This is a genomic window from Gilliamella sp. Pas-s95 (assembly GCF_009795795.1).
GTDB lineage: Bacteria > Pseudomonadota > Gammaproteobacteria > Enterobacterales > Orbaceae > Gilliamella > Gilliamella bombicola.
Window position 1 is genome coordinate 14,332 of the sequence record NZ_WTFC01000007.1, and the last position, 22,897, is coordinate 37,228.

Consider the following 22,897-nt stretch of genomic DNA (forward strand, 5'->3'; position numbering starts at 1 on the left):
GACTATATTTACCTATATAATACGCCCGCCAAGATTAATTATCCAACTAAATAATGGCAATAGTTATAAAGTTCTTTAATTATTGTTAATTTTGTGGGGTTTTGAATATAAGTTTCGGCAAGTCTTTCTAATGTTAATAAGTAATCTTGTACTTTTGATGTATTGAGTTTATCGCGACAATAATCTAGCCAGATTATTTGTTCTTGTTCTGTTAGTGTTTGTGGATAATTCCGTGCTTTGTATCTAAAAAATAGGGTTGCTAAGCGAGGATCATCAAACGTTAGTGATAAAGTATCTAATAAATTAATTGGTGTTGTTCTAATCGTTTCACAACGTAAATTATCTTGTTTATTTAAAAAGCCAGCATATATTTGAGCATCGACATCAGGGGGAGGTGAGTAATTATCACCTATTATGAATAATTCTCTCATTTTATTTTGTAATATTTTTTGGTTCAGCAATAATTTTTGTTGATTGATTAAACAGTGGTTTACATCAAAATTAAACCTTTTTGCATTTTCAGGTAGTAGTGTTTTTATCGGGGCTACAATAGGGCACTTATTCATATGAATTAGTTTTAAAGGAATCCGTGATTCATTAAGCTCAAGATCTTCTGTTTTGGTATAAAGCTTTTCTTTAATTTTTTCTACAGGCAAATCAATAATTGAATTGATATCACCAGTTAAATCACAAACAATTACAGCGTTATTTTGTAATGGATGCCAAGCTATAGGGCAAACTAATGACATATTACCGCGATAGCTACCAAGCATACCGGATACGTGAACAATGGGGGTCATATTAACGGTATCAATAAGTTCTGCTACTTTATTTTTATTGCGTAATGTAAAAAAATAATTGAAAAGCTTAGGTTGTTTTTCTTTTATTAATTTGGCCATTGCAATAGTTGCATAAACATCAGACATTGCATCATGCGCATGTTCGTGCTTGATATTGTTCGCTTTTGATAAATGCTCTAAACGAAAGCTTGGTAGATTTTCATCATTGATTGGCCAATTAATTCCTTCTGGTCTTAGTGCATAACAAGCTCGAACTACATCAAGAAGATCCCATCTAGAATTTCCATTTTTCCAACTATAAGCATAAGGATCATAAAAATTACGATATAAAATATTACGTGTTACTTCATCGTCAAAACGAATGTTGTTATAGCCTAAAATACACGTATTGGGCACACTAAATTCTTGATGGATTAGGCGAGTAAATTCTGCTTCACAAACACCTTTTTGATTGGCTTCTTGCGGGGTAATCCCTGTAATTAGTACAGCTTCTGGGCTAGGTAAATAATCTTGAGCTTGTGAACAATATATAACTAATGGTTCTTCAATAATATTAAAATCTTTATCAGTTCTGATTCCAGCAAACTGTGCTGGCCTATCTAAAGATGGGTTAACGCCAAAAGTCTCATAATCGTGGAAGTAAAAAGTCTGTTGTTCTTGATCGTTTTTCATTGTTTGATTTTGCTCGTAATTATTTTACTTTATTCCCGAAGCTGTTATGTTCATTCTTGAATACAGATATGGTATTAAGAGGATTTTACCTGAATATTCGATTCTAGAAGACCTTACTTTATTTTTTATTAGTTGGTAGGCACACTTTCGATAATATTTGCTAGCTTTTCAAGTGTTAGTCTTAAAAATTTGGGCATGGTTTCTAATTCAATTGAGTCCATAAGGTTTTTTACATAAAGCCCCAATTCAGTATCTCCTTCAACAATTAAGCGGCGTTGAAAAAATAGGGTGTCGGGATCTTGACGTCTAGTTGCTATCATAATTAAATCATTAGCATTAGCGATAAAACTCACATCAGAAATTTCTTCTCGACTAACAACTAATTTATTTTCGATCAGGCTTACAAACCAGATAAGTCCTAGATCTGTAACTTCAATTTTAAGCCAACGATTTTCTAAAAAATCGAGATCACCATCCTCTAGAGAATGTTTAAATTGTAGCTGTAATAATTGTTCTATGGCTTGCTTTTTGATACTAAAAGGAATGCATCGTAAGGTAAGCCCCAAAACATGGGGCGCATTATTGACAAATTGTGAATGAATCTTGTTTAAAATTTGGCTTTTTTCTCCAATCATTTATGCATCCCCAGAAATCATTTTTTCATAAATATCCAAGTCGGTATTCAAATGCTCAAAAACCTCTTCACTAACCTCATTACGAACTTTCATTTGTAAAAGGGCTGTACGTTCTGCACCTATAGCAACTAAACGCATACGTCTTTCTAGATTTTCTGCTTCAAGTGCTTTTTGTTCTAAATCTTTAAGGCCCGTTCTACGTCTTAATGAACCGATAACACGTGAGCCAACTTCATGAATGATTTCTTGATCTACTCGGTCTTCAGCTGTTTCTTGCAATAAATTATTTTGCATTTTTTCCAAGCTAACAATTGCTTCTTCAGCCATATGACCTTTTACAGTTAAAATTTCATTGGTTTGTTCTGAATTATCTAAAATAACACTACCTCTTAATAAGATAGGCAATATAATTACTGCAACAATCAATGAAATTAAAATAATACCGGTTGCAATAAAAACAAGTTGATAACGACCGCCAATTGTCATTGGAATAGACAATACACCAGCTAAAGTGATGGCACCTCGAACTCCTGCAAATGTTGAAATAAGCAGGTCTCGGTTTGAATAGGATCTGAATGCAAGAGGTCGTTTGGTTCCAAATGGCATTATAGGCATATGCTTCATTGCCCATAACCAAGCAAATCGAGTTCCCATTAATACTGCAAAAACAAATAGAACAATTAAACATAATTGCCATACTTCAATCGATGTGTCGATCTGGTTTTCAGCAAAAGTATTGTGAAGAATACTTGGCAATTGAATACCTAATAAAACGAATACAAAACCATTAAAAACAAATGTTAACATTGACCATGTGCTATCTGATTGTAACCGTGCAGTTAAAGGTGCATTTCGCATCATACCAGAATGATTAACCGTCATACCAGCACTTACTGCAGCCAAAATACCAGAACAATGACATTCCTCAGCAATAATATAAGCGGCAAACGGAAGTAAGAATAATAATACGATTTAGATTGCAGGGTCATTGTGAGTCAGCTGATTTATTTTACGCAAAATACGTGCATATAACCAAGTAAATAAAACGCCAATAGTCAAGCCACCAATAGCAACTATAAAAAATTGTACGCTAATATCAAAGATGTTAAATACTGCATCACCAACTGCAATAGCAATAGCAAAATTCAAAGACACCAAACCTGAAGCATCATTCATTAATGCTTCACCTTCAATGATTTCCATCTTTTCTTTTTCAATACGCCCTTTACCAACAATTCCACTTAATGCAACAGCATCAGTTGGAGATAACACCGCAGCTAAAGCTAAACCTGCAGCTAATTCAACATTTGGTAATATCCAATGAAGAATATAACCTAATGCTATAATAGAGATAACAACTAAAACTAAAGCCAATCCTACAATTTCTCTACCATTGTATATGAAATCTTTTACTGATGTTTTACGGCCATCAGCAAAAAGTAAAGGTGGAATAAATAAAACAAGAAATAGTTTTGGATCAAATTCTACATAAACGTTAAACGCCGCCAATATGCAACCTAATAATATTTGCATTAACGGTAGTGGAATTTGAATTGGTAACATTTTAACAACGACACCAGAAAGTGATACAATTAACACTAGAAGTAAAATTATTGAAAAAAGTTCCATAGCTTGTCTTTTATTTATCCTATAATCCTATTGTTTGCATTGATTATATCGGATCTTTAGTTAAATTTCAGGTGAAAATTTCATAGAATTATTTAAATTTTGGTCAAATGCAATTATTAATCAAAAAATAATGATGTAATTAAAAGGCATTTTGAATGGAAAATTGGCAAAGAGCATTTATACTACATACCCGATCTTATACAGAAAGCAGTTTATTAGCCGATCTTTTCGTTGAAAATGTCGGAAAGGTAACAGTATTAGCAAAAGGGGCTAGAAGAAAGAGTTCAGCATTGAAAGGCATGTTACAACCTTTTACTCCACTTATTGTACAATATTCAGGCCAAGGTGAAATAAAAACATTGCGGCAAGTTGAAGCTATGTCGCTGGCATTGCCGTTGGTATCTGTTTTCTTATATAGCGCATTTTATTTAAATGAATTATTACATCGAGTTTTAGTTGCAGAAACTGAAATACCAACTCTTTTTGATGACTATTTAAAAAGTTTACAACAACTAGCTCAACAAGTACCAGCTGAAAATGTATTGCGAACATTTGAATTATCGTTATTAGAAAATTTAGGTTATCACATTGATTTTTTCCATTGTTATATCACTGGTGATGATGTTGTCAAATCTATGTATTATCAATATCAATCAGAAAAAGGTTTTATGAGCAGTTTATTGCAAAATAGTACTAGTTTTACAGGTGAACAAGTTTTGGCTTTAGGAAAACGTCAATTTAATAATGAAAATACGTTAAAAGCAGCTAAGCGTTTTACTAGAATGGCTTTAAAACCTTATGTAGGGCCTAAACCTTTTAAAAGCAGAGAGTTATTTCTAAAAATTTAGGTTCTTAAATTATTAAAAATAACTTTTAGTTAAACTTTATTAGAAACTTGATTAATTAATATATCAAGCTGATTTGCAAATTTTTCTCGGTCTTTATTGCTAAACATAGTTGGGCCTTTAGACTGTATACCACTGGCACGCATAGTTTCCATAAAATCTCGCATAGTTAATCGTTCTTTAATTGTATCAAGCGTATACTTTTCACCTCTAGGCGTAAGTACGAAAGCACCTTTATTTAAAACATCTGAAGCAAGCGGAATGTCAGATGTAATAACTAAATCATTTGTTTTGACTAACTCAATAATTTTATTGTCTGCAATATCAAATCCTTTTTCAACTTGTAGAGTTTTAATATAAGGTGATAAAGGGATTGTTAATCGCTGGTTAGCAATCAATGTTGTATAAATTGCTTTTCGATTAGCTACACGATATAAAATTTCTTTAATAGGAGAAGGGCATGCATCAGCATCAATCCAAATATTCATAGCAGTTATATTTATATTATTAATAGCTAGCAATTATAACTATTATTCTAAAAAACAACTATTTATTTTTATCAAATATTTAGATGAATATGCCTTTTAGTTTTTTTTTGAATTTATTTAGAGTGATATAATAGTTATTTTTCTATTCAAAATCCTGGTGATAAGTGGTAGTATATCTGGTCTATTTTTTATGTACGCAAGTGCGCTTTCGTGTGGCGCACCACTGTTATAAGGATTTATTATGCCAATTATTACTCTTCCTGACGGAAGTCAACGTCAATTTGATAAACCTGTTACTGTTTTAGATGTTGCACAAAGTATTGGTGCAGGGCTAGCGAAAGCTTGTATAGCTGGGCGTGTAAATGGTGAGCGTAAAGATGCCTGTGATATTATTGATCAGGACGCAACATTAGCCATCATTACCACTAAAGATGAAGATGGACTTGAAATTATTCGCCATTCTTGTGCTCATTTATTAGGTCATGCTATTAAACAGCTATGGCCTGATACACAAATGGCAATCGGTCCAACAATTGATAATGGCTTTTACTATGATGTTGATTTAGAGCGCTCTCTAACGCAGGAGGATCTTGATGCATTAGAAAAACGGATGCATGAATTGGCTAAAAAAGATTATGAAGTAAAGAAAGAAATAGTTAGTTGGGAACAAGCTCGAGAAGTATTTTGGGAGCGACGTGAACCATATAAAATTGCTATCTTGGATGAGAATATCTCTAAAGATTCAAAACCAGCTCTTTATCACCATGAAGAATATATTGATATGTGTCGTGGACCTCATGTACCTAATATGCGTTTTTGCCACCATTTTAAATTGCAAAAAGTTGCAGGTGCTTATTGGCGTGGTAATAGTGACAATAAAATGTTACAACGTATTTATGGGACAGCATGGGCAGATAAAAAACAACTTGATAGCTATCTACAATTTTTAGAAGAAGCGGCTAAACGTGATCACCGTAAAATAGGTAAACAGCTCGATCTTTATCATATGCAAGAAGAAGCACCGGGTATGGTATTTTGGCATAATGATGGATGGATTATTTTCCGTGAACTAGAGGTTTTTGTTCGTACAAAATTGAAAGAGTACGATTATCAGGAAGTAAAAGGTCCATTTATGATGGATCGTGTTTTGTGGGAAAAAACAGGACATTGGGGTAATTATAAAGAGTTAATGTTTGTCACTTCATCTGAAAATCGTGAATATTGCATTAAACCAATGAACTGCCCAGGACACGTGCAAATTTTTAATCAAGGTTTAAAATCTTATCGTGATTTACCATTACGTATGGCGGAATTTGGTAGTTGTCATCGAAACGAGCCATCAGGATCTTTACACGGATTAATGCGTGTTCGAGGTTTTACCCAAGATGATGCACATATTTTCTGTACTGAGGACCAAATTCGCAGTGAAGTAAACAGCTGTATCAAAATGGTTTATGATACTTATAGTACTTTCGGCTTTAATGATATTACTGTTAAGTTATCTACTCGCCCTGAAAAACGCATTGGTAAAGATGAAACATGGGATCTTGCAGAAAAAGATTTGGCTGAATGTTTAACAGAAAATGGTATTGAATTTGAATATCTACCTGGTGAAGGTGCCTTTTATGGTCCAAAAATCGAGTTTACCCTACATGATTGTTTAGGTCGCGCATGGCAATGTGGTACAGTTCAGCTAGACTTTATGCTGCCAGAACGTTTAGATGCAACTTATGTTGGTGAAGACAACGAACGTCATGTTCCAGTTATGATTCATAGAGCTATTTTAGGTTCAATGGAGCGCTTTATGGGAATTTTAACAGAGAACTGTGCAGGATTTTTCCCTACATGGCTTGCTCCATTGCAAGTTGCAGTAATTAATATTACCGATAATCAAGCTGAATATGCAAAACAATTAACCGCACAACTACAAAAAGTTGGGATTAGAGCAAAAGCGGACTTGAGAAATGAAAAAATAGGGTTTAAAATTCGCGAGCATACTCTTAAACGTGTTCCTTATATGTTTGTTTGTGGAGACAAAGAAATGGAATCAGGAACAATTTCAGTTCGAACTCGTCAAGGTAAAGATCTTGGTAGCTTTGAAGTGAAACATGTTATAGAATTGTTGCTTAACGAAATTCATAGTCGTTCATTAGAACAAATGAATTAATGATAAATTAATTTGGAGGAATGAGATATTAAAGTCAGTAAACGAATTCAGTCAACACGAGCACATAAGATCAACGATGAAATTACCGCTCGTGAGGTGAGATTAACCGGCGTCGATGGTGAGCAGCTCGGTATAGTAAGCTTAGATGAAGCTTTAAAACAAGCTGAAGAAGCAACTTTAGATTTAGTTGAAATAAGCCCTAATGCAGAGCCACCTGTTTGTCGAATTATGGATTATGGCAAGTTCCTCTATGAAAAGAGTAAAGCAACAAAAGAACAGAAGAAAAAGCAAAAGGTTGTTCAGGTTAAGGAAATTAAGTTCCGACCTGGTACAGACGAAGGCGACTATCAGGTAAAACTCCGCAGCCTGATTCGCTTTCTTGAAGATGGCGATAAAGCCAAGGTCACACTACGTTTTCGTGGTCGTGAAATGGCTCACCAACAGTTAGGTTCTGAAATGCTTGATCGCATTAAAGAAGATTTAGCTGATTTGGCGATAATTGAATCTTATCCAACTAAGATTGAAGGCCGCCAAATGATCATGGTGCTTGCGCCGAAGAAAAAGTAATGGTTCTACAAGTGAATTTTTAATTTATTGAAAATTACACCATTATTTTATTTTTATTAACAATGCGAAGTGGAAATTAATAAAATGCCTAAAATTAAAACTGTAAGAGGCGCAGCAAAGCGCTTTAAAAAAACAGCTTCTGGCGGCTTTAAGCATAAACAAGCTAACAAAAGCCATATCTTAACTAAAAAATCAACCAAACGTAAACGTCATTTACGTGGTTTGACAACTGTGTCAAAAGGCGATTTAGGTTTAGTTACTGCGTGTGTTCCATACGCTTAATTCATGGTTAATTATTTAGAGGATATAGTTTATGGCTCGTGTTAAACGTGGTGTTATTGCTCGTGCACGTCACAAGAAAATTTTAAAACAAGCAAAAGGTTATTATGGTGCTCGTTCACGTGTATATCGTGTTGCATTCCAAGCTGTAATCAAAGCTGGACAATATGCTTACCGTGACCGTCGTCAACGTAAGCGTCAATTCCGTCAATTATGGATTGTACGTATCAATGCTGCAGCACGTCAATGTGGTCTTTCATATAGTCGTTTTATCAATGGTCTAAAGAAAGCTTCAATTGAAATAGATCGTAAGATTCTTGCTGATATTGCTGTATTTGACAAAAATGCATTTGCTGCATTAGTCGAAAAAGCTAAAGCTGCACTGTAATAAGCTTTATAAGAGCCGAGTTATCTCGGCTTTTATCATTTTAAGTTTTAATTTTTTATTATAAAGAGTAATTTGATTATGAATTTAGTTATTTTTTGTTTGTTTTTTGGTTTCTTTAGTAATACTAATTCGTGAGGCAAAGAAAAAACAAAAAATGATTATAAAAGCCTCAAAGAGAGGCTTTTTTTATGTAATGAACAATAAGCAGGAGAACTGTATGTCTCAATTAGTTGAACTGGTAAATAATGCCAAATCCGCTATTGAAAGTGCTAATGACATTAATACGATCGAACAAATTCGTGTAGAATATTTTGGTAAAAAAGGCTATTTTACAATACAAATGGCTTCATTACGTGATGTTCCTGCCGATGAACGTCCAGCTGTCGGTCAAAAAATCAATGATGCAAAACAAGAAGTCATTGAAATATTAAATCAAAAGCGCAATCTTTTAGAGCGTCAGGCTCTTGATGCAAAACTAGCTAATGAAACAATTGATATTACGTTACCAGGAAAGTCACTTGAATTAGGTGGACTACATCCAGTCACAAAAACAATTAATCGATTAGTCGACTTCTTTGGTGAACTTGGTTTTGTTGTTGAAACTGGTCCAGAAATTGAAGATGACTACCATAATTTTGATGCACTGAATATTCCTGCTCACCATCCTGCCCGTGCTGATCACGATACATTTTGGTTTGACGCAAAACGACTATTAAGAACACAAACCTCAACCGTACAAATTCGCACAATGGAAAATCAAAAACCTCCAATCCGAATCATAGCTCCAGGAAGAACTTATCGTAATGATTACGATCAAACTCACACGCCAATGTTTCACCAAATGGAAGGTTTACTAGTTGATAAAAATATCAGTTTTACTCATTTAAAAGGGCTATTACACGATTTTTTACATTGCTTCTTTGAAGATGATATGGAAATCCGTTTTAGACCCGGTTATTTTCCATTTACAGAACCTTCAGCTGAAGTTGATATTAAAGCTAAAAATGGCAAATGGTTAGAAGTACTAGGTTGCGGAATGGTTCATCCTAATGTACTACGTAATGTGGGTATTGATCCTGAAGTATATAGTGGTTTTGCTTTTGGGATGGGGATAGAACGATTAACTATGTTACGTTACGGTGTCACTGATTTACGTTCTTTTTTTGAAAATGATTTACGTTTTTTAAAACAATTTAATTAATTCTGGAGATCAAAACATGAAATTTAGTGAAAGTTGGCTACGTGAATGGATCAATCCAGAAATTAGTAGCAGTACACTAGCAGATCAATTAACAATGGCAGGTTTAGAAGTCGATGATATTGAAAAGGTAGCAGGTGACTTTTCTGGTGTGGTCGTTGGTAAAATCATTGAATGTATGCAACACCCTAATGCCGATAAACTACGTATTACAAAAGTCGATATAGGTAAAGCAAAACCACTTAATATTGTCTGTGGTGCGCCAAATTGCCGTCAAGGATTAACCGTTGCTTGTGCAACAGTGGGAGCTGTTTTGCCGGGCGATTTTAAAATTAAAGCAGCTAAACTACGAGGTGAACCATCAGAAGGCATGCTTTGTTCTTATTCTGAATTAGGAATTTCAGATGAGCATAACGGAATTATTGAGTTACCTGATGATGCACCTTTAGGTATGGATATTCGCAACTATTTAAAGCTTAATGACGTTATAATTGATATCAGTGTAACACCAAATCGCGCGGATTGTTTTGGTATTATTGGTATTGCTAGAGATGTTTCAGCAGTTAACAATATTGTTATGAAAGAACTAAAAGTCGACAGTGTACCAGCAACGATTACCGATACATTACCAATTCAAGTCGTTGAACCAAAAGCAGCACCACGATATTTAGGTAGAATAATTAAAAATATTAATGTTAATGCAACAACACCTCTTTGGATGAAAGAAAAACTTCGACGTGGTGGAATTCGTTCAATTGACGCAGTTGTTGATATTACTAACTATCTATTATTAGAACTTGGACATCCAATGCATGCATTTGATTTGGCTCAGATAGAAAATGGAATTGTTGTTCGTTATGCAAAGGAAAATGAAAAATTAGTTCTACTAAATGGTAATGAAATTAAACTTAATGAAAAAACTTTAGTCATAGCTGATCACAAAAAAATCTTAGCGTTGGCTGGGATTATGGGGGGGGAAAAATCAGGTGTGACGAAATCGACTAAAAATGTATTTCTTGAGTCAGCGTTTTTTAATCCATTAGCCATAACAGGCAGGGCTCGAGAGTATGGTTTGCATACAGATGCTTCACACCGTTACGAACGAGGTGTTGATCCTTTGTTACAATTTATGGCAATGGAAAGAGCTAGCCAATTATTAATTGATATTTGTGGTGGCGAAGTAGGTCCAATTATAGATATAACACATCAAAATGAGCTTCCTACACAAGCAACTATTGAATTACATCGTAATAAAATTGATCGTCTCATCGGTTATGAAATCGAAACAAAAAAAATCAGTGATATTCTAATTAGACTTGGTTGTGAAGTTGAATATAACAATAATGTTTGGATTGTAAAATCACCAAGTTGGCGATTTGATTTACAAATTGAGGAAGATTTAGTTGAAGAGGTTGTCCGTATTTATGGATATAACAATATTCCAAATGCTAACCTTAAAATTGAATCAGTCATGAAACCTAAACCAGAAAGTCAAATATCATTACGGAGAATAAAAGATTTATTAGTTGATAAGGGATATCAAGAGGCAGTAACATATAGCTTTGTTGATCCGAAAATTCAACAAATCCTTCATCCTGAGCAAGCTGAAATAAAATTACCTAATCCGATTTCAAGTGAAATGTCAGTTATGCGTTTATCACTATGGTCAGGCTTGTTAGATGCAGTTTTATATAATCAAAATCGTCAACAAACACGTATCCGATTATTTGAAACTGGTTTGCGTTTTATACCTGATGAAAACTGTGAATTTGGTGTACGACAAGAACTAACGTTGTCTGGTGTTGTTTCTGGTTCTTTATATGAAGAACATTGGCAACTTCCTAAAAAGAACGCGGATTTTTACGACCTTAAAGGTGACCTTGAGACAATTTTTTCTCTTTTAGGCTGTACCGAGCAAGTACAGTTTAAAAGAGCAGATTTCTCAGCCTTACATCCAGGACAAAGCGCAGCGATTTATTTAAATGAGGAGCTAATAGGATATTTTGGCGTCTTACATCCAGAAATTGAAAAAAAATTATCTTTAAATAGTAAAACGCTTGTTTTTGAAATAAATTTAGCTAAAATTAGTCAAAAAAGAGTACCAGTTGCTCATGACTTATCCAAATATCCGTCTAATAAACGAGATATTGCTATTATTGTTTCAAAAACAACACCTGCAGCAGATATTATTTCAGAGTGTAGAAAAGCAGGTGGTGAGCAACTTATCAAGGTTAATCTTTTTGATGTTTATACAGGTGAAAATATCAAAGAAGATCAAAAAAGTCTTGCTATCAGTTTGATTTTGCAAGATAAATCGCGTACACTTGAAGAAGAAGATATAACAAACATTGTAAGCAAATGCGTCATTGCTTTACAAAATCGTTTTAAAGCCCTATTAAGAGAATAATAATATGACATTAACTAAAGCAGATATTGCAGATCGTCTTGCCGAAAAATTTAACATTGATCGTCAAGAAGCTAAAGTCCTTGTTGAACTCTTTTTTGAAGAGATCCGTGTGGCTTTAGAAAAAGGGGAGCCAGTAAAGCTATCTGGATTTGGTAACTTTGCAGTCCGTGATAAAAACTCACGTCCTGGACGTAATCCAAAAACAGGGGAAAGTGTAGATATTTCAGCTCGTCGCGTTGTTACATTTAGACCTGGAATCAAATTTAGAGAACGTGTAGAAAAAAACTTAGTTATCTAAATTACTAAAGTTATATTTTTTATTACTCAATGTAATTGCCTTTCTTTTATTAGTAATATTAGAAAGGCTAGTTATTTTTTTGTAAAAATAGTTGTATTAATATCTTAAATAAAGCATAATATTTCCTCCTCAATGGAGTCTCTATGGGTCCTCTTGCAACATTTTTTTGCTCATCAGGTCAGGTCCGGAAGGAAGCAGCCAAAGTAAAAAATATGTGTGTGGGATGTGGCTGATAGGGTCTCCTCCAAACCTTTCAGTTATTATCTAATATATTATTTTGATTGTGTTTAATAAACCAACAAGTATTATTTAATCTTAAAATATACTTATATTTATAGTTGTATCTATGATTTATTTTTGCGATCATATACACTACGTACTTTTAATCGAAATATTACGATTTCATTTAATTATTCAAAAATTGATATATACCGAAAGAGAGAAAAATTATGATGCGAGTAGGGTTGTTTATTCTAACTAACTTAGCTGTTATGTTTGTATTTGGAATTATCTTAAGCATTTTAGGTGTTGATTCACATAGTACGCTAGGTTTACTTATTTTTGCAGCAATATTTGGTTTTGGAGGATCGTTTATATCTCTTCTTTTATCTAAACGAATGGCTTTAAGATCAGTAGGTGGGAAAATTATTACTCAACCAAGTAATAATCAAGAACAGTGGCTATTTGATGTAGTTCGTCGTTTATCAGCAGATCTTAATATAAAAATGCCTGATATTGCTATTTATGATGCTCAAGATGTTAATGCTTTTGCAACTGGTGCTACTAAAAATAGATCACTTGTTGCTGTAAGTTCTGGTTTGTTAAATGCTATGACTCAAGATGAAGCTGAAGCGGTGATTGGGCATGAAATGAGCCATATTGCTAATGGCGATATGGTTACAATGACTTTATTACAAGGTGTGCTTAATACTTTCGTTATCTTTATTTCTCGAATTTTAGCATCTGTTGTAGCGCAAGCATTGGATGATCGCAATCGTGGTTTATCACAGTTAGCATATTTCTTGATAGTTATGGTTTTTGAAACAGTATTTGGTATTTTAGCAAGCCTTATAGCTATGTGGTTTTCTCGTTATCGAGAATTTCACGCAGATGCTGGCTCAGCTAAATTAGTTGGTAGTACAAAAATGATTGCAGCTTTAGAAAAACTAAAAACCAGTTATGAACCAAATGAAGATGCTTCCATCTTAGCATTTTGTATTAATGGTGCAAAAAAAGCGAAATTTTCCGAATTGTTTATGTCTCATCCACCGTTAGAAAAACGTATAGAAGCTTTACGAAATAGAACTTACCAAAACTAATACATATTTTAGAATAAAAAGTATTGTTGTTCTGAAGATTTTGACAATTATTATTGAATTAACAATAATAATTGTCAAATAAAGATCAAACTATCAAATAGTTATATCCTAAAGAGTTTATAATGCCACCATATCATTGCTCCAATAATAAATTAGAATTACTTAGCCCAGCTAAAAATATCGAAATTGCAAAGCAGGCGATATTACATGGTGCAGATGCCGTATACATTGGTGGACCAAATTTTGGTGCTAGGCATAATGCCGGCAATTCGATAAATGATATAGCCCAATTAGTTGAGTTTGCTCATCGCTATTATGCAAAAGTGTTTGTGACTTTAAACACTATACTTCACGATAATGAGCTTGAACCTGCAAGGCAACTAATTTGGCAATTTTACGATGCAGGTGTTGATGCATTAATTGTGCAAGATATGGGGATCTTGAATATGGACATTCCCCCTATAGATTTGCATGCTAGTACTCAAATGGATATTAGAACACCTGAAAAAGCTAAATTTTTATCCGATGTTGGTTTTTCACAAATAGTACTGGCTCGTGAGCTTAATTTAGCTGAAATAACCAAAATTAGCGAACAGGTTGATGCCAAAATCGAGTTTTTTATTCATGGAGCACTTTGTGTTGCTTATTCAGGACAATGTTATATTTCTCATGCACAAACTGGACGTAGTGCTAATCGAGGAGATTGTTCACAAGCTTGTCGTCTTCCTTTTACTTTAAAAGATGATCAAGGTCGTGTTGTTGCTTATGAAAAACATCTACTATCAATAAAAGATAATAATCAATCTGACAATCTGATAGAATTAATTCAAGCCGGTGTAACATCGTTTAAAATAGAAGGACGTTATAAAGATATAAGTTATGTTAAAAATATCACAGCATTTTATCGCCAAAAATTAGATAAGATTTTATCTGAATCATCTGAGTTATCCTCAGCATCAAGTGGTAAAACTGAACACTTTTTTACCCCAGATCCTAATCGAACGTTTAACAGAGGCAGTACAGATTATTTTATTAATGGTAGAAAGCCAAATATTGGGGCATTTGATTCGCCTAAATTTATTGGCTTGCAAATTGGTGAAATAACCAAAATTACGTCTAAAACTATTGATATCAAATCTGAAAGCACATTAACTAATGGTGATGGCTTAAATATACTAATAAAAAGAGAAATTGTTGGTTTTAGAGCCGATAAAGTTGAAAGACTTTCGATTAATCAATATAGAATTTATCCAAATGAAATCCCTAAATCGCTTTTTTCAGTCAAATTACCTTATTTGGTCAATCGAAATCTCGATCATATATGGCAACAAAATTTGCTAAAAGAGTCAAGCAACCGTCGTATTGGTGTGTCATTTCAATTGAATAATATAGGAAATGGCGTTGAGCTAGTAGCCAAAAGTGAAGAGGGCATTTGCGTCAAAACAGAACTAAATGGCTATTTCGATCTTGCAACACAACCAGATAAATCACTAAAAAACATTAAAGATAATTTATCAAAGCTAGGACAAACCATATATCACTTAACTGGCTTCACAGCGAATTTATCAGAAATTTATTTTATTTCAAGTAGCCAATTAAACCAACTTAGAAGAGACACTATCGATAAATTAACTATAGCAAGATTAGAAAATTATCATCCTCAAAAACGTAAACCAGAACAAAAACCAGTTCCAATTTACCCAGAAAATCATTTGAGCTTTTTGGCCAATGTTTATAATCATAAGGCAAGAGAATTTTATACACAACATGGGGTCGAATTAATCGAAAGTGCTTATGAAGCACACGAAGTTAAAGATGATGTACCATTAATGACAACCAAACATTGCTTACGATTTGCATTTAATTTATGCCCTAAACAGGCTAAAGGAATTCAAGGTGTTAAAACTAAAGTAACACCAATGAAACTAGTTCAAAATAACGAAGAATTATTACTAAAATTCAACTGTAAAGCCTGCGAAATGCAAGTTTGGGGTAAAATTAAAAATCATATTTTAAAATTGCCATTAGCAGGAAGTGATGTTATTTTAATAACCAAAAGTTAAAAATATTTTAAAGCATATTATAAAATTTAGATAAATAATTTGGTAGGAAACAGATAAACAGTTCGCAATAATCTATGTTATTTAACATAATATAGATTATTGGTTCATATTAAAATAAAGCATTGACTCAAATTAATTTTTGTATTGCAGAAAATCTTTTTTCATGGAATTTTTATACTAAATATCAATTTAATATGATGAAGAGAGTCATATTAGTAACTGCAGTAATATCTTTATTTTTAGCTTTAACTACGTGTGATGAAAATCGTTCTGTCGAATATTGGAATTTACATAAAGAAGAAAAAAACGAATATTTAGTTAAAAGATTAATTCTCAAAAATAAATGTTCACATAGCGAGTATTTCCACTTGTCCAACCCAAAAAATCTAGAATTTTATCGACATTCAAAACTTTTAAGAAAACTGAATTTCTATAAGTGGATGTATGGGCAAACGTTTAATTTTAGAAAATCTCAGATGCAAATACACAGAGCAAGATTACGAAAAATCGGCATCGATATAGCACAACGTTGTAACTTAGCTAAGTTTAGTCCAGTAACAGTTAGAGAAATAAGGAAAGTTGAAGTTGCAGATTGTCAGATTCCGGATTGGTATAAGATGCCACAAATTTTTAAATTAGTGTCATGATTTTGTTGGTTGCATCTACAGAATTCACGTACGTTCATGTTGGTGCGCATAATCTATATTATGTTAAATAATGTGTTTAAGTATATTTTGCTTTATCTATACGAACACTTTATTGTTATTTTTCTACTAATTTTTGTTTTATTTATAAAATATGATAATCTAATCAATCAACGAACTATGATTATTTTTTCTGTTAATATGCAAAATATTTTTAAGACATTGCGTTCAAAAAGTTATTCCGTTCCATGTGAATTCTGTAGTATCGGATCTCTTTGTATTCCTATATTACTCAACAATAAGTTAGATAATATATTAGACAGAAAAATGTCTTATGCTAAAGATGAAATTATAGCCAAAGCAAATACTCCTTTTACAAAGTTCTATATTATTCATTCTGGAGCACTAAAAACTTTTGTGACAACTCCAGATAATAACCAACAGATTAATGGTTTTTATTTACCTGGTGATATTGTTGGTTTAGATTCTATTTCAACTAAAATATACAACAATAATATTCAATCGCTTACTAACACGCTTGTTTGCGAACTTTATTATGACGAACTTATGTCACTAGTTGATACTCAAAAAAATGTTAGAGATATGGTATTTAATTTGCTAAGTTCTAGTATTAATGATTATCAAAAATTAGTATTATGCTATTCACAGAAAAAAGCAGATGAAAGACTAGCCACTTTTATATATTCTCTTTATCGACATTATGAACAACGAGGTCACTCTTCATTAAATATCAAACTTATGATGAGTCGAGCTGATATTGCTAATTATTTAGGCTTAAAAATCGAAACTATCAGTAGAAACTTATCAAAGCTTCAAGAAAAAAATATTTTATCAGTTAGAGGAAAATATATATTTATTAAAAACTTAAATGCTTTGATAGATTTAGGCAATTAAATTTATTTATGTTAAAATAATCACAATAATTTATTGTAAGGTCTTAATATATGGCAAGTTTAAAAACGACATTTATTGCAGTAACAATGGCTCTATTCCCGCTTTCCTCATTTGCTGCTCAACAACTAACTGAGGAGCAAGCTAAAGAGTTACAGTCATTTAAAAGTATAACTATTCGTGGAGCATTTTATACTGATAATGATTATGTTTTAGCTATGTCCAAAGCGGCAGATAAAGAAGGTGCAGTTTCTTTTTTCATAACGACCACCAATATTAGCCCTTCTAATGATACTTTACGTATTGTTTACGCTAAATTATATAAAGCGGATGCTCCTAAAGCTGAAGAAAAAACTGAAAATTTACGTAAATTTGAAGGTGTATATGAATATCCAAAATCTAAAGCAATTCGTTTAGAGCCCTTCAATATTGTGCGTATTCGCGGCTATTTTCCTAATGAATATGATATGAATCAAGCGATTGCTAAAGAAGCATCGGCAAAAGGTGCTTACGCCTTTTATATCGATTCACGTTCTGAATTAGGTAGTAATATACAAGTTGCTGCCTATTTATTTAAAAAGGATGCACCTGAACGTAAACTACAACCAGAAGATGCTATTCCTTATGATTCTGAAGCAGGCCAACAAGCTCTAGCTAAAGGTGGTGATGCTGCAATGCAAGTTGAAAAACCAGGATATTATTCTCCATCAGCATTTAATGAAAAGTTTTATGCAGATAAATTTAATAATAAAGTAAAAGTTATTGATCAACCTACTGATAAAATGAAAACTTCTGCAGCAACCAGTATTCATGAATCTGAAGTTACCACGGTTGCAACTGAACCTCAACGAGTCAATCGTTACACTGTCACTCTATCGGACGGACGAAAAATTCAAGAATTAAATGATGCAACTGCGGCTAAAATGGTGGCATTTGATACAATTAAATTTAGAGGTTATTATGTGACCGATCAGGAAATTTCTTATCAGGCAGGTAAACGAGCTATTGATGCTGGAGCCAAGTATTATCATATTGCTAGAGTAGCGCATGATTCAAATGGTCCGAATATAACTGTTTTTGTCGATCTTTATCGATAAACTTATATAGATAACTGGGCGCATAAGCGCCCTATTTTTTATCACACAAATACCTTCATTCAATTAACAGTTATAGCTCAGATTTTACTTTGTCGATTTGTTGCTTAATACGTTTTACTGAAATTGGATATGCAGTACCTAACTGCTGAGCAAATAGATTCACTCTAAGTTCTTCAATCATCCAACGGATATTTGTTACTTTTTCTTGTGATTTTAAGTTTTCTGATAAGCTATTCAGCCATTTTTTATATTGAACTTCAACTTCATCAATTATATTCATCGACTGCCTATCTTTAGTGGTATTCAACATTAGTTTTTCAATTCTTTTTTCTATCGCCAATAAATAACGATTGATATCTGGTAGTCTCTTATAGCTTGATTGTGCAACAAAGCCTTTATAAATAAGATGATCCATTTGCTTTTTTATATCAGATAAAGCAAAAGCTAATGATATGTCAATTCGCCCCTTTAATTTTTTACCGATGTTGTAATATAAAGTCAAAATGGACTCAACTTCTTTGGCAATATCAACCACAACATCATTAATATGACTTTTGGTATAATCCAATAATGCCTCATAATTATCTTGGTTTTGAATTACCTGACCATTTTTTTCAATCAAATAGTCAACACCACAAGCAATGCAGTCATCAATTAAACTCAGTACTGTACCAAAAGAATTGAAGTATAAGCTTAATTTAGATTTATTTGGTAATTTTTCATGTAAGTACTTGATTGGCGATGGTATATTGAGTATAAGCAAGCGTCTTAGCCCTAGTTTTGTTAGTCTTTGTTGCTCATCTTGATTATCGACTAACTTAATGCTTACAGAATGTTGATTATCAATGATTGCTGGATAAGCTTTAATCGTATAATTTTTATGATTTTCTTCATAAATATTAGGCAAAGAGCCGAAATTCCACTCTGTTAAATTATTTTGTTCAATTTGAACCGTTTTCTTAATTGTTAAAGATGAAAATGCTTGTTGGAGTTGATTTTTGAGTTCTTCTTTTAATAAAACTAGGTCTTTACTTACAGCAATTTCTTTATTATTACTATCAACAATGCTAAAATTCATCTTCAAATAGTCAGGAATTTGATCCAATTGCCAATCTTCTGGGGCAACTTTTACACCTGTCATTTTGTGAAATTCGGTTTCTAAACTTTCAAGTAAAGGTTGATCCGTTGAAATACCTCTACTCAAAAATGCATCAGCATAGTTTGGTGCTGGAACAAAATTTCGGCGCAATGATTTAGGTAATGATTTAATTAATGCAATAATTAAATCTTTTCTAAAACCAGGTACTAGCCAATCAAATCCTCTATTTTTGATTTGGTTTAATAGATTAAGAGGTATTTTTATAGTGACGCCGTCACGTTTATGTCCGATATCAAATTGATAACTCAGTGCTAATTTCAAATTGTCTTGATTCCAAAAATCAGGAAAGTCATTTAAATCAATCTGTTGTGCCGACTGTTTAATCAACATTTCTTTCTCAACATTAAGAAAATCAGGATCTGATTTCTGTTTTTGTTTCCACCAAACATCAAAATGTTTAGATGACACAACCGATTTATCTATTCGCTTTTCATAAAAATTAAAAAGTTCATCATCATCTATTAAAATATCTTGCCGGCGAGATTTATGCTCAAGATCTTCAACTTCATTAATCAATTTTTTATTTTTTTTATAAAACTGATGGTTGGTAAACCAATCACCTTCAACCAAAGCATGACGAATAAATAGAGAACGACTTAATTCAGGATCTATTTTACTATAATTCACCATTCGACTAGCAACAATAGGTAAACCAAATAATGTCACTTTTTCATTTGCAATGGTTGTCCCCTGTTTTTTAGACCACTTTGGTTCGTTATAACTATATTTCACCAAATGTTTTGCTATGGGTTCAATCCATTCAGCTTCAATTTTAGCTACTGTTCTTCCCCATAGCCGGCTGGTTTCAATCAGTTCACTAGCGATACACCATTTAGGTTGATTTTTGAAAAGTGCCGAATTAGGAAAAATTGCAAATTTAATATTTCGTGCTCCAATATACTCATGTTTTTCAAGTTCTTTCATTCCGATATGGGATAATAAACCGCTTAGCAATGAAACATGTAATGAATTATAATCTGCTACTTTACTATTTATAGGGAATGCTAATTGTTTAATGGTTTGTCTAATTTGTGTATAAACATCTTGCCATTCTCGAATCCGAAGGTAGTTTAAAAATTCTTTCTGACACAATCGTCTAAATTGATTTCCAGATAATATGGTTTGTTGTTTTTTGATATAATTCCATAAATTAATCAAAGATATAAAATCAGACTCCTTATCAACAAAACGACGATGTTTTTCATCTGAGGCTTGCTGTTTATCAAAAGGTCTTTCTCTGGGATCTTGGATCGACAAAGCTGCCGTAATTATCATAATTTCTTTAGTACAACCTAATCGCCTTGCTTCAACCAGCATTCTGGCCAATCTTGGATCGATAGGTAATTGCGCTAAAATTCGTCCTATTTCAGTTAAATGATATCGATGATGTTTAGTAAATATTGCACCAAGTTCTTCTAACAATCGGATACCATCACGAATATATTTTGCATCAGGTGCTTCAACAAAAGGAAATGCTGCAATATCACCTAAACCTAACGAAGTCATCTGTAATATTACTGATGCTAAATTAGTACGTAAAATTTCAGGATCGGTAAATTTAGGGCGAGATAAAAAATCTTGTTCATCATATAACCGGATGCAGATACCATCTGAAGTTCGGCCACAACGCCCTTTTCGTTGGTTGGCTGAAGCTTGGGATATTGGTTCAATCGGTAAACGTTGAACTTTAGTGCGATAACTATAGCGACTAATCCTAGCTAAACCCGTGTCGATAACATATTTAATTCCAGGCACCGTTAACGATGTTTCTGCCACATTTGTTGCTAGAACTATTCGCCTTTTAGTGTGTGATTGGAAAATACGATTTTGTTCTGATGCTGATAATCTTGCATATAATGGTAAGATATCAGTATGACGAAGATCCAATTTATTAAGTGTATCGGCAAGATCTCGAATTTCTCTTTCACCAGTTAGAAAAATAAGTATATCACCATCGCTTTCAGCTGAAAGTTCATCAATCGCATCTACGATGGATTGAAAATCACTATTTTTATCGTTGCAACTATCATCTCCATCTAATATTGAAGGACGATATCTAACTTCAACTGGATAGGTACGACCAGATACTTCAATAATTGGTGCTTGGTTGAAATGTTTAGAAAAACGTTCCACATCAATCGTTGCCGATGTAATTATGACCTTCAAGTCTGGACGTTTAGGTAATAATTGCTTAAGATATCCCAAAATAAAATCAATGTTTAAGCTACGTTCATGAGCTTCGTCAATAATAATGGTATCGTATTGTAATAAAAGTTTATCTTTTTGAATTTCAGCAAGCAATATACCATCAGTCATTAATTTAATCAGTGTTGTTTCACTAACATGATCAGAAAATCTGACTTTGAAACCAACTAATTGCCCTATTTCTGTTTTCAACTCATCTGCAATACGATTAGCTACTGAACGTGCGGCTAACCGCCTTGGTTGGGTATGACCTATAAAGCCCTTGACGCCTAAACCCAACTCTAGACAGATTTTAGGAATTTGCGTGGTTTTTCCTGAACCTGTTTCGCCAGCGATTATGACCACTTGATGATGTTTAATTGCTTCATAAATTGTTTGTTTTTTTTCAACAACAGGTAGATTATCTGGAAAATCAATGTTCTTTGGTAATGATTCTATTCTAGCTAGGTAATGTAACTTAGCATTTTGTATAGCAGAATCTATATTAGCTATAGCTTGACTCTTCTGGGCAATTTTTATTATTTTGTGCTTATCTAAGAAAGTCATTGAATCAAGGTATTTTAATTGGTCTTGAGGTAACATAGAGAATCAGATATTTTTAATTAACGTCATAATTAGATTTAATTATAGCAAATTTAACCTGTCATTAGGAGTTCATATGAAAAAAACATTGTTGCTAATTTCTCTATTTACTATTGCTTTGGTTATGTCTGGATGCCATAAATCGAGTAAAATACAAGACACAGCTCTTATGCATCACCGTTTTATATTAATTAGTGCAAATGGTCAGCACATTCCATTAGATGATCAAGCTGAGCTTATATTTGGTGAAAAAATGACCATCACAGGCAAAATGTGTAACCAGTTTTCAGGTCAAGTTATTTTAGATAAAAACAACATTAAAGGCATAGGTGTTGTAATGACCAAAATGGTTTGTAATGATGATCAATTAAACCAATTAGATTATATTATTGATCAATTGATTACTAATGGTGCTGAAATCAATCTAAGCAATAATCAATTGACCTTAAAGAACCACGAAAACGAGCTAATCTACCAACTTAAGGATCTAATGTAACCCTAAAGTTTCGTTTTTTTTAATATATTAGACACAAATCGTTTTGT

Annotated in this window: 18 protein-coding genes, 1 other RNA gene and 1 pseudogene; 15 read left to right on the forward strand and 5 right to left on the reverse strand. The window is 33.0% G+C overall.

Translation table 11 applies throughout. The annotated features are described in order from the left end of the window. Nucleotides 1–38 precede the first annotated feature (38 nt). From sbcB to GQ598_RS11095, 3 genes and pseudogenes are all read right to left on the reverse strand, one after another. Entirely contained in the window at nt 39–1,472 is a 1,434-nt protein-coding gene (sbcB, locus tag GQ598_RS02925) for an exodeoxyribonuclease I (RefSeq protein ID WP_160402283.1), read from the reverse strand. 128 nt (nt 1,473–1,600) lie between these two features. Further along, nucleotides 1,601–2,086 (reverse strand): SCP2 domain-containing protein, encoded by a 486-nt coding sequence (locus GQ598_RS02930; RefSeq protein ID WP_160402329.1) that lies wholly within the window; start codon nt 2,084–2,086, stop codon nt 1,601–1,603. Nucleotides 2,087–2,107: 21 nt separating this feature from the next. Next, nucleotides 2,108–3,736 (reverse strand): annotated as a pseudogene (locus tag GQ598_RS11095) (Na+/H+ antiporter). A 155-nt stretch (nt 3,737–3,891) separates the two neighbouring features. Between GQ598_RS11095 and recO the strand changes: the two are divergent. Continuing rightward, complete coding sequence (recO, locus tag GQ598_RS02940) at nt 3,892–4,584, forward strand: DNA repair protein RecO (protein WP_160402284.1); 693 nt, start codon at nt 3,892–3,894, stop codon at nt 4,582–4,584. Between the two features lie 29 nt (nt 4,585–4,613). Here recO and GQ598_RS02945 read toward each other — a convergent pair whose 3' ends face one another. Next, nucleotides 4,614–5,069, reverse strand: a complete 456-nt coding sequence (locus GQ598_RS02945; RefSeq protein WP_160402285.1) for a YaiI/YqxD family protein — start codon at nt 5,067–5,069, stop codon at nt 4,614–4,616. A gap of 241 nt (nt 5,070–5,310) precedes the next feature. Between GQ598_RS02945 and thrS the strand changes: the two genes are divergently transcribed. The 13 genes from thrS (at nt 5,311) to GQ598_RS03010 (ending at nt 18,408) form a co-directional block, all read left to right on the forward strand. Next, a complete protein-coding gene (gene thrS / locus GQ598_RS02950; protein ID WP_160402286.1) occupies nt 5,311–7,236 on the forward strand; it encodes a threonine--tRNA ligase in 1,926 nt (641 codons plus the stop codon). A 27-nt stretch (nt 7,237–7,263) separates the two neighbouring features. Continuing rightward, nucleotides 7,264–7,803, forward strand: coding sequence for a translation initiation factor IF-3 (gene infC / locus GQ598_RS02955; RefSeq protein WP_065587350.1), 540 nt, complete (start codon nt 7,264–7,266; stop codon nt 7,801–7,803). An 84-nt stretch (nt 7,804–7,887) separates the two neighbouring features. Then, nucleotides 7,888–8,085, forward strand: a complete 198-nt coding sequence (rpmI, locus tag GQ598_RS02960) for a 50S ribosomal protein L35 (protein ID WP_025315575.1) — start codon at nt 7,888–7,890, stop codon at nt 8,083–8,085. A gap of 31 nt (nt 8,086–8,116) precedes the next feature. Then, a complete protein-coding gene (gene rplT / locus GQ598_RS02965) occupies nt 8,117–8,470 on the forward strand; it encodes a 50S ribosomal protein L20 (protein ID WP_024496189.1) in 354 nt (117 codons plus the stop codon). A 217-nt stretch (nt 8,471–8,687) separates the two neighbouring features. After that, on the forward strand, nt 8,688–9,671 hold the full coding sequence (gene pheS, locus GQ598_RS02970; protein ID WP_160402287.1) for a phenylalanine--tRNA ligase subunit alpha: 984 nt from the start codon (nt 8,688–8,690) through the stop codon (nt 9,669–9,671). A gap of 16 nt (nt 9,672–9,687) precedes the next feature. After that, a complete protein-coding gene (pheT, locus tag GQ598_RS02975) occupies nt 9,688–12,075 on the forward strand; it encodes a phenylalanine--tRNA ligase subunit beta (protein ID WP_160402288.1) in 2,388 nt (795 codons plus the stop codon). A gap of 4 nt (nt 12,076–12,079) precedes the next feature. Continuing rightward, nucleotides 12,080–12,373, forward strand: a complete 294-nt coding sequence (locus tag GQ598_RS02980; RefSeq protein WP_065637551.1) for an integration host factor subunit alpha — start codon at nt 12,080–12,082, stop codon at nt 12,371–12,373. 142 nt (nt 12,374–12,515) lie between these two features. After that, nucleotides 12,516–12,611: signal recognition particle sRNA small type (gene ffs / locus GQ598_RS02985), an RNA gene on the forward strand. Nucleotides 12,612–12,822: 211 nt separating this feature from the next. Further along, entirely contained in the window at nt 12,823–13,692 is an 870-nt protein-coding gene (gene htpX / locus GQ598_RS02990) for a protease HtpX (protein WP_160402289.1), read from the forward strand. Nucleotides 13,693–13,814: 122 nt separating this feature from the next. After that, nucleotides 13,815–15,755 (forward strand): U32 family peptidase, encoded by a 1,941-nt coding sequence (locus GQ598_RS02995; protein WP_160402290.1) that lies wholly within the window; start codon nt 13,815–13,817, stop codon nt 15,753–15,755. A gap of 197 nt (nt 15,756–15,952) precedes the next feature. Next, a complete protein-coding gene (locus tag GQ598_RS03000; RefSeq protein WP_237410305.1) occupies nt 15,953–16,402 on the forward strand; it encodes a phage/plasmid replication protein in 450 nt (149 codons plus the stop codon). 324 nt (nt 16,403–16,726) lie between these two features. Further along, on the forward strand, nt 16,727–17,314 hold the full coding sequence (locus tag GQ598_RS03005) for a helix-turn-helix domain-containing protein (RefSeq protein ID WP_160402291.1): 588 nt from the start codon (nt 16,727–16,729) through the stop codon (nt 17,312–17,314). 50 nt (nt 17,315–17,364) lie between these two features. Next, on the forward strand, nt 17,365–18,408 hold the full coding sequence (locus GQ598_RS03010) for a YdgH/BhsA/McbA-like domain containing protein (RefSeq protein WP_160402292.1): 1,044 nt from the start codon (nt 17,365–17,367) through the stop codon (nt 18,406–18,408). A 70-nt stretch (nt 18,409–18,478) separates the two neighbouring features. On the opposite strand, the gene hrpA is transcribed toward GQ598_RS03010, so the two are convergent. Beyond that, a complete protein-coding gene (hrpA, locus tag GQ598_RS03015; RefSeq protein ID WP_202112659.1) occupies nt 18,479–22,354 on the reverse strand; it encodes an ATP-dependent RNA helicase HrpA in 3,876 nt (1,291 codons plus the stop codon). 76 nt (nt 22,355–22,430) lie between these two features. On the opposite strand from hrpA, the gene GQ598_RS03020 reads away from it, so the two are divergent. Then, on the forward strand, nt 22,431–22,850 hold the full coding sequence (locus tag GQ598_RS03020; RefSeq protein ID WP_160402293.1) for an META domain-containing protein: 420 nt from the start codon (nt 22,431–22,433) through the stop codon (nt 22,848–22,850). Nucleotides 22,851–22,897 lie beyond the last annotated feature (47 nt).

What these genes read in the sequence shown, in the direction of transcription:
- sbcB (WP_160402283.1), bottom strand. Translation starts at nt 1,472, where the DNA reads ATGAAAAACGATCAAGAACAACAGACTTTTTACTTCCACGATTATGAG.
- rpmI (WP_025315575.1), top strand. Translation starts at nt 7,888, where the DNA reads ATGCCTAAAATTAAAACTGTAAGAGGCGCAGCAAAGCGCTTTAAAAAA.
- pheT (WP_160402288.1), top strand. Translation starts at nt 9,688, where the DNA reads ATGAAATTTAGTGAAAGTTGGCTACGTGAATGGATCAATCCAGAAATT.
- GQ598_RS03005 (WP_160402291.1), top strand. Translation starts at nt 16,727, where the DNA reads ATGTCTTATGCTAAAGATGAAATTATAGCCAAAGCAAATACTCCTTTT.
- GQ598_RS03000 (WP_237410305.1), top strand. Translation starts at nt 15,953, where the DNA reads ATGAAGAGAGTCATATTAGTAACTGCAGTAATATCTTTATTTTTAGCT.
- GQ598_RS03010 (WP_160402292.1), top strand. Translation starts at nt 17,365, where the DNA reads ATGGCAAGTTTAAAAACGACATTTATTGCAGTAACAATGGCTCTATTC.
- GQ598_RS02995 (WP_160402290.1), top strand. Translation starts at nt 13,815, where the DNA reads ATGCCACCATATCATTGCTCCAATAATAAATTAGAATTACTTAGCCCA.
- pheS (WP_160402287.1), top strand. Translation starts at nt 8,688, where the DNA reads ATGTCTCAATTAGTTGAACTGGTAAATAATGCCAAATCCGCTATTGAA.
- thrS (WP_160402286.1), top strand. Translation starts at nt 5,311, where the DNA reads ATGCCAATTATTACTCTTCCTGACGGAAGTCAACGTCAATTTGATAAA.
- GQ598_RS03020 (WP_160402293.1), top strand. Translation starts at nt 22,431, where the DNA reads ATGAAAAAAACATTGTTGCTAATTTCTCTATTTACTATTGCTTTGGTT.
- GQ598_RS02945 (WP_160402285.1), bottom strand. Translation starts at nt 5,069, where the DNA reads ATGAATATTTGGATTGATGCTGATGCATGCCCTTCTCCTATTAAAGAA.
- recO (WP_160402284.1), top strand. Translation starts at nt 3,892, where the DNA reads ATGGAAAATTGGCAAAGAGCATTTATACTACATACCCGATCTTATACA.
- htpX (WP_160402289.1), top strand. Translation starts at nt 12,823, where the DNA reads ATGATGCGAGTAGGGTTGTTTATTCTAACTAACTTAGCTGTTATGTTT.
- rplT (WP_024496189.1), top strand. Translation starts at nt 8,117, where the DNA reads ATGGCTCGTGTTAAACGTGGTGTTATTGCTCGTGCACGTCACAAGAAA.
- hrpA (WP_202112659.1), bottom strand. Translation starts at nt 22,354, where the DNA reads ATGTTACCTCAAGACCAATTAAAATACCTTGATTCAATGACTTTCTTA.
- GQ598_RS02980 (WP_065637551.1), top strand. Translation starts at nt 12,080, where the DNA reads ATGACATTAACTAAAGCAGATATTGCAGATCGTCTTGCCGAAAAATTT.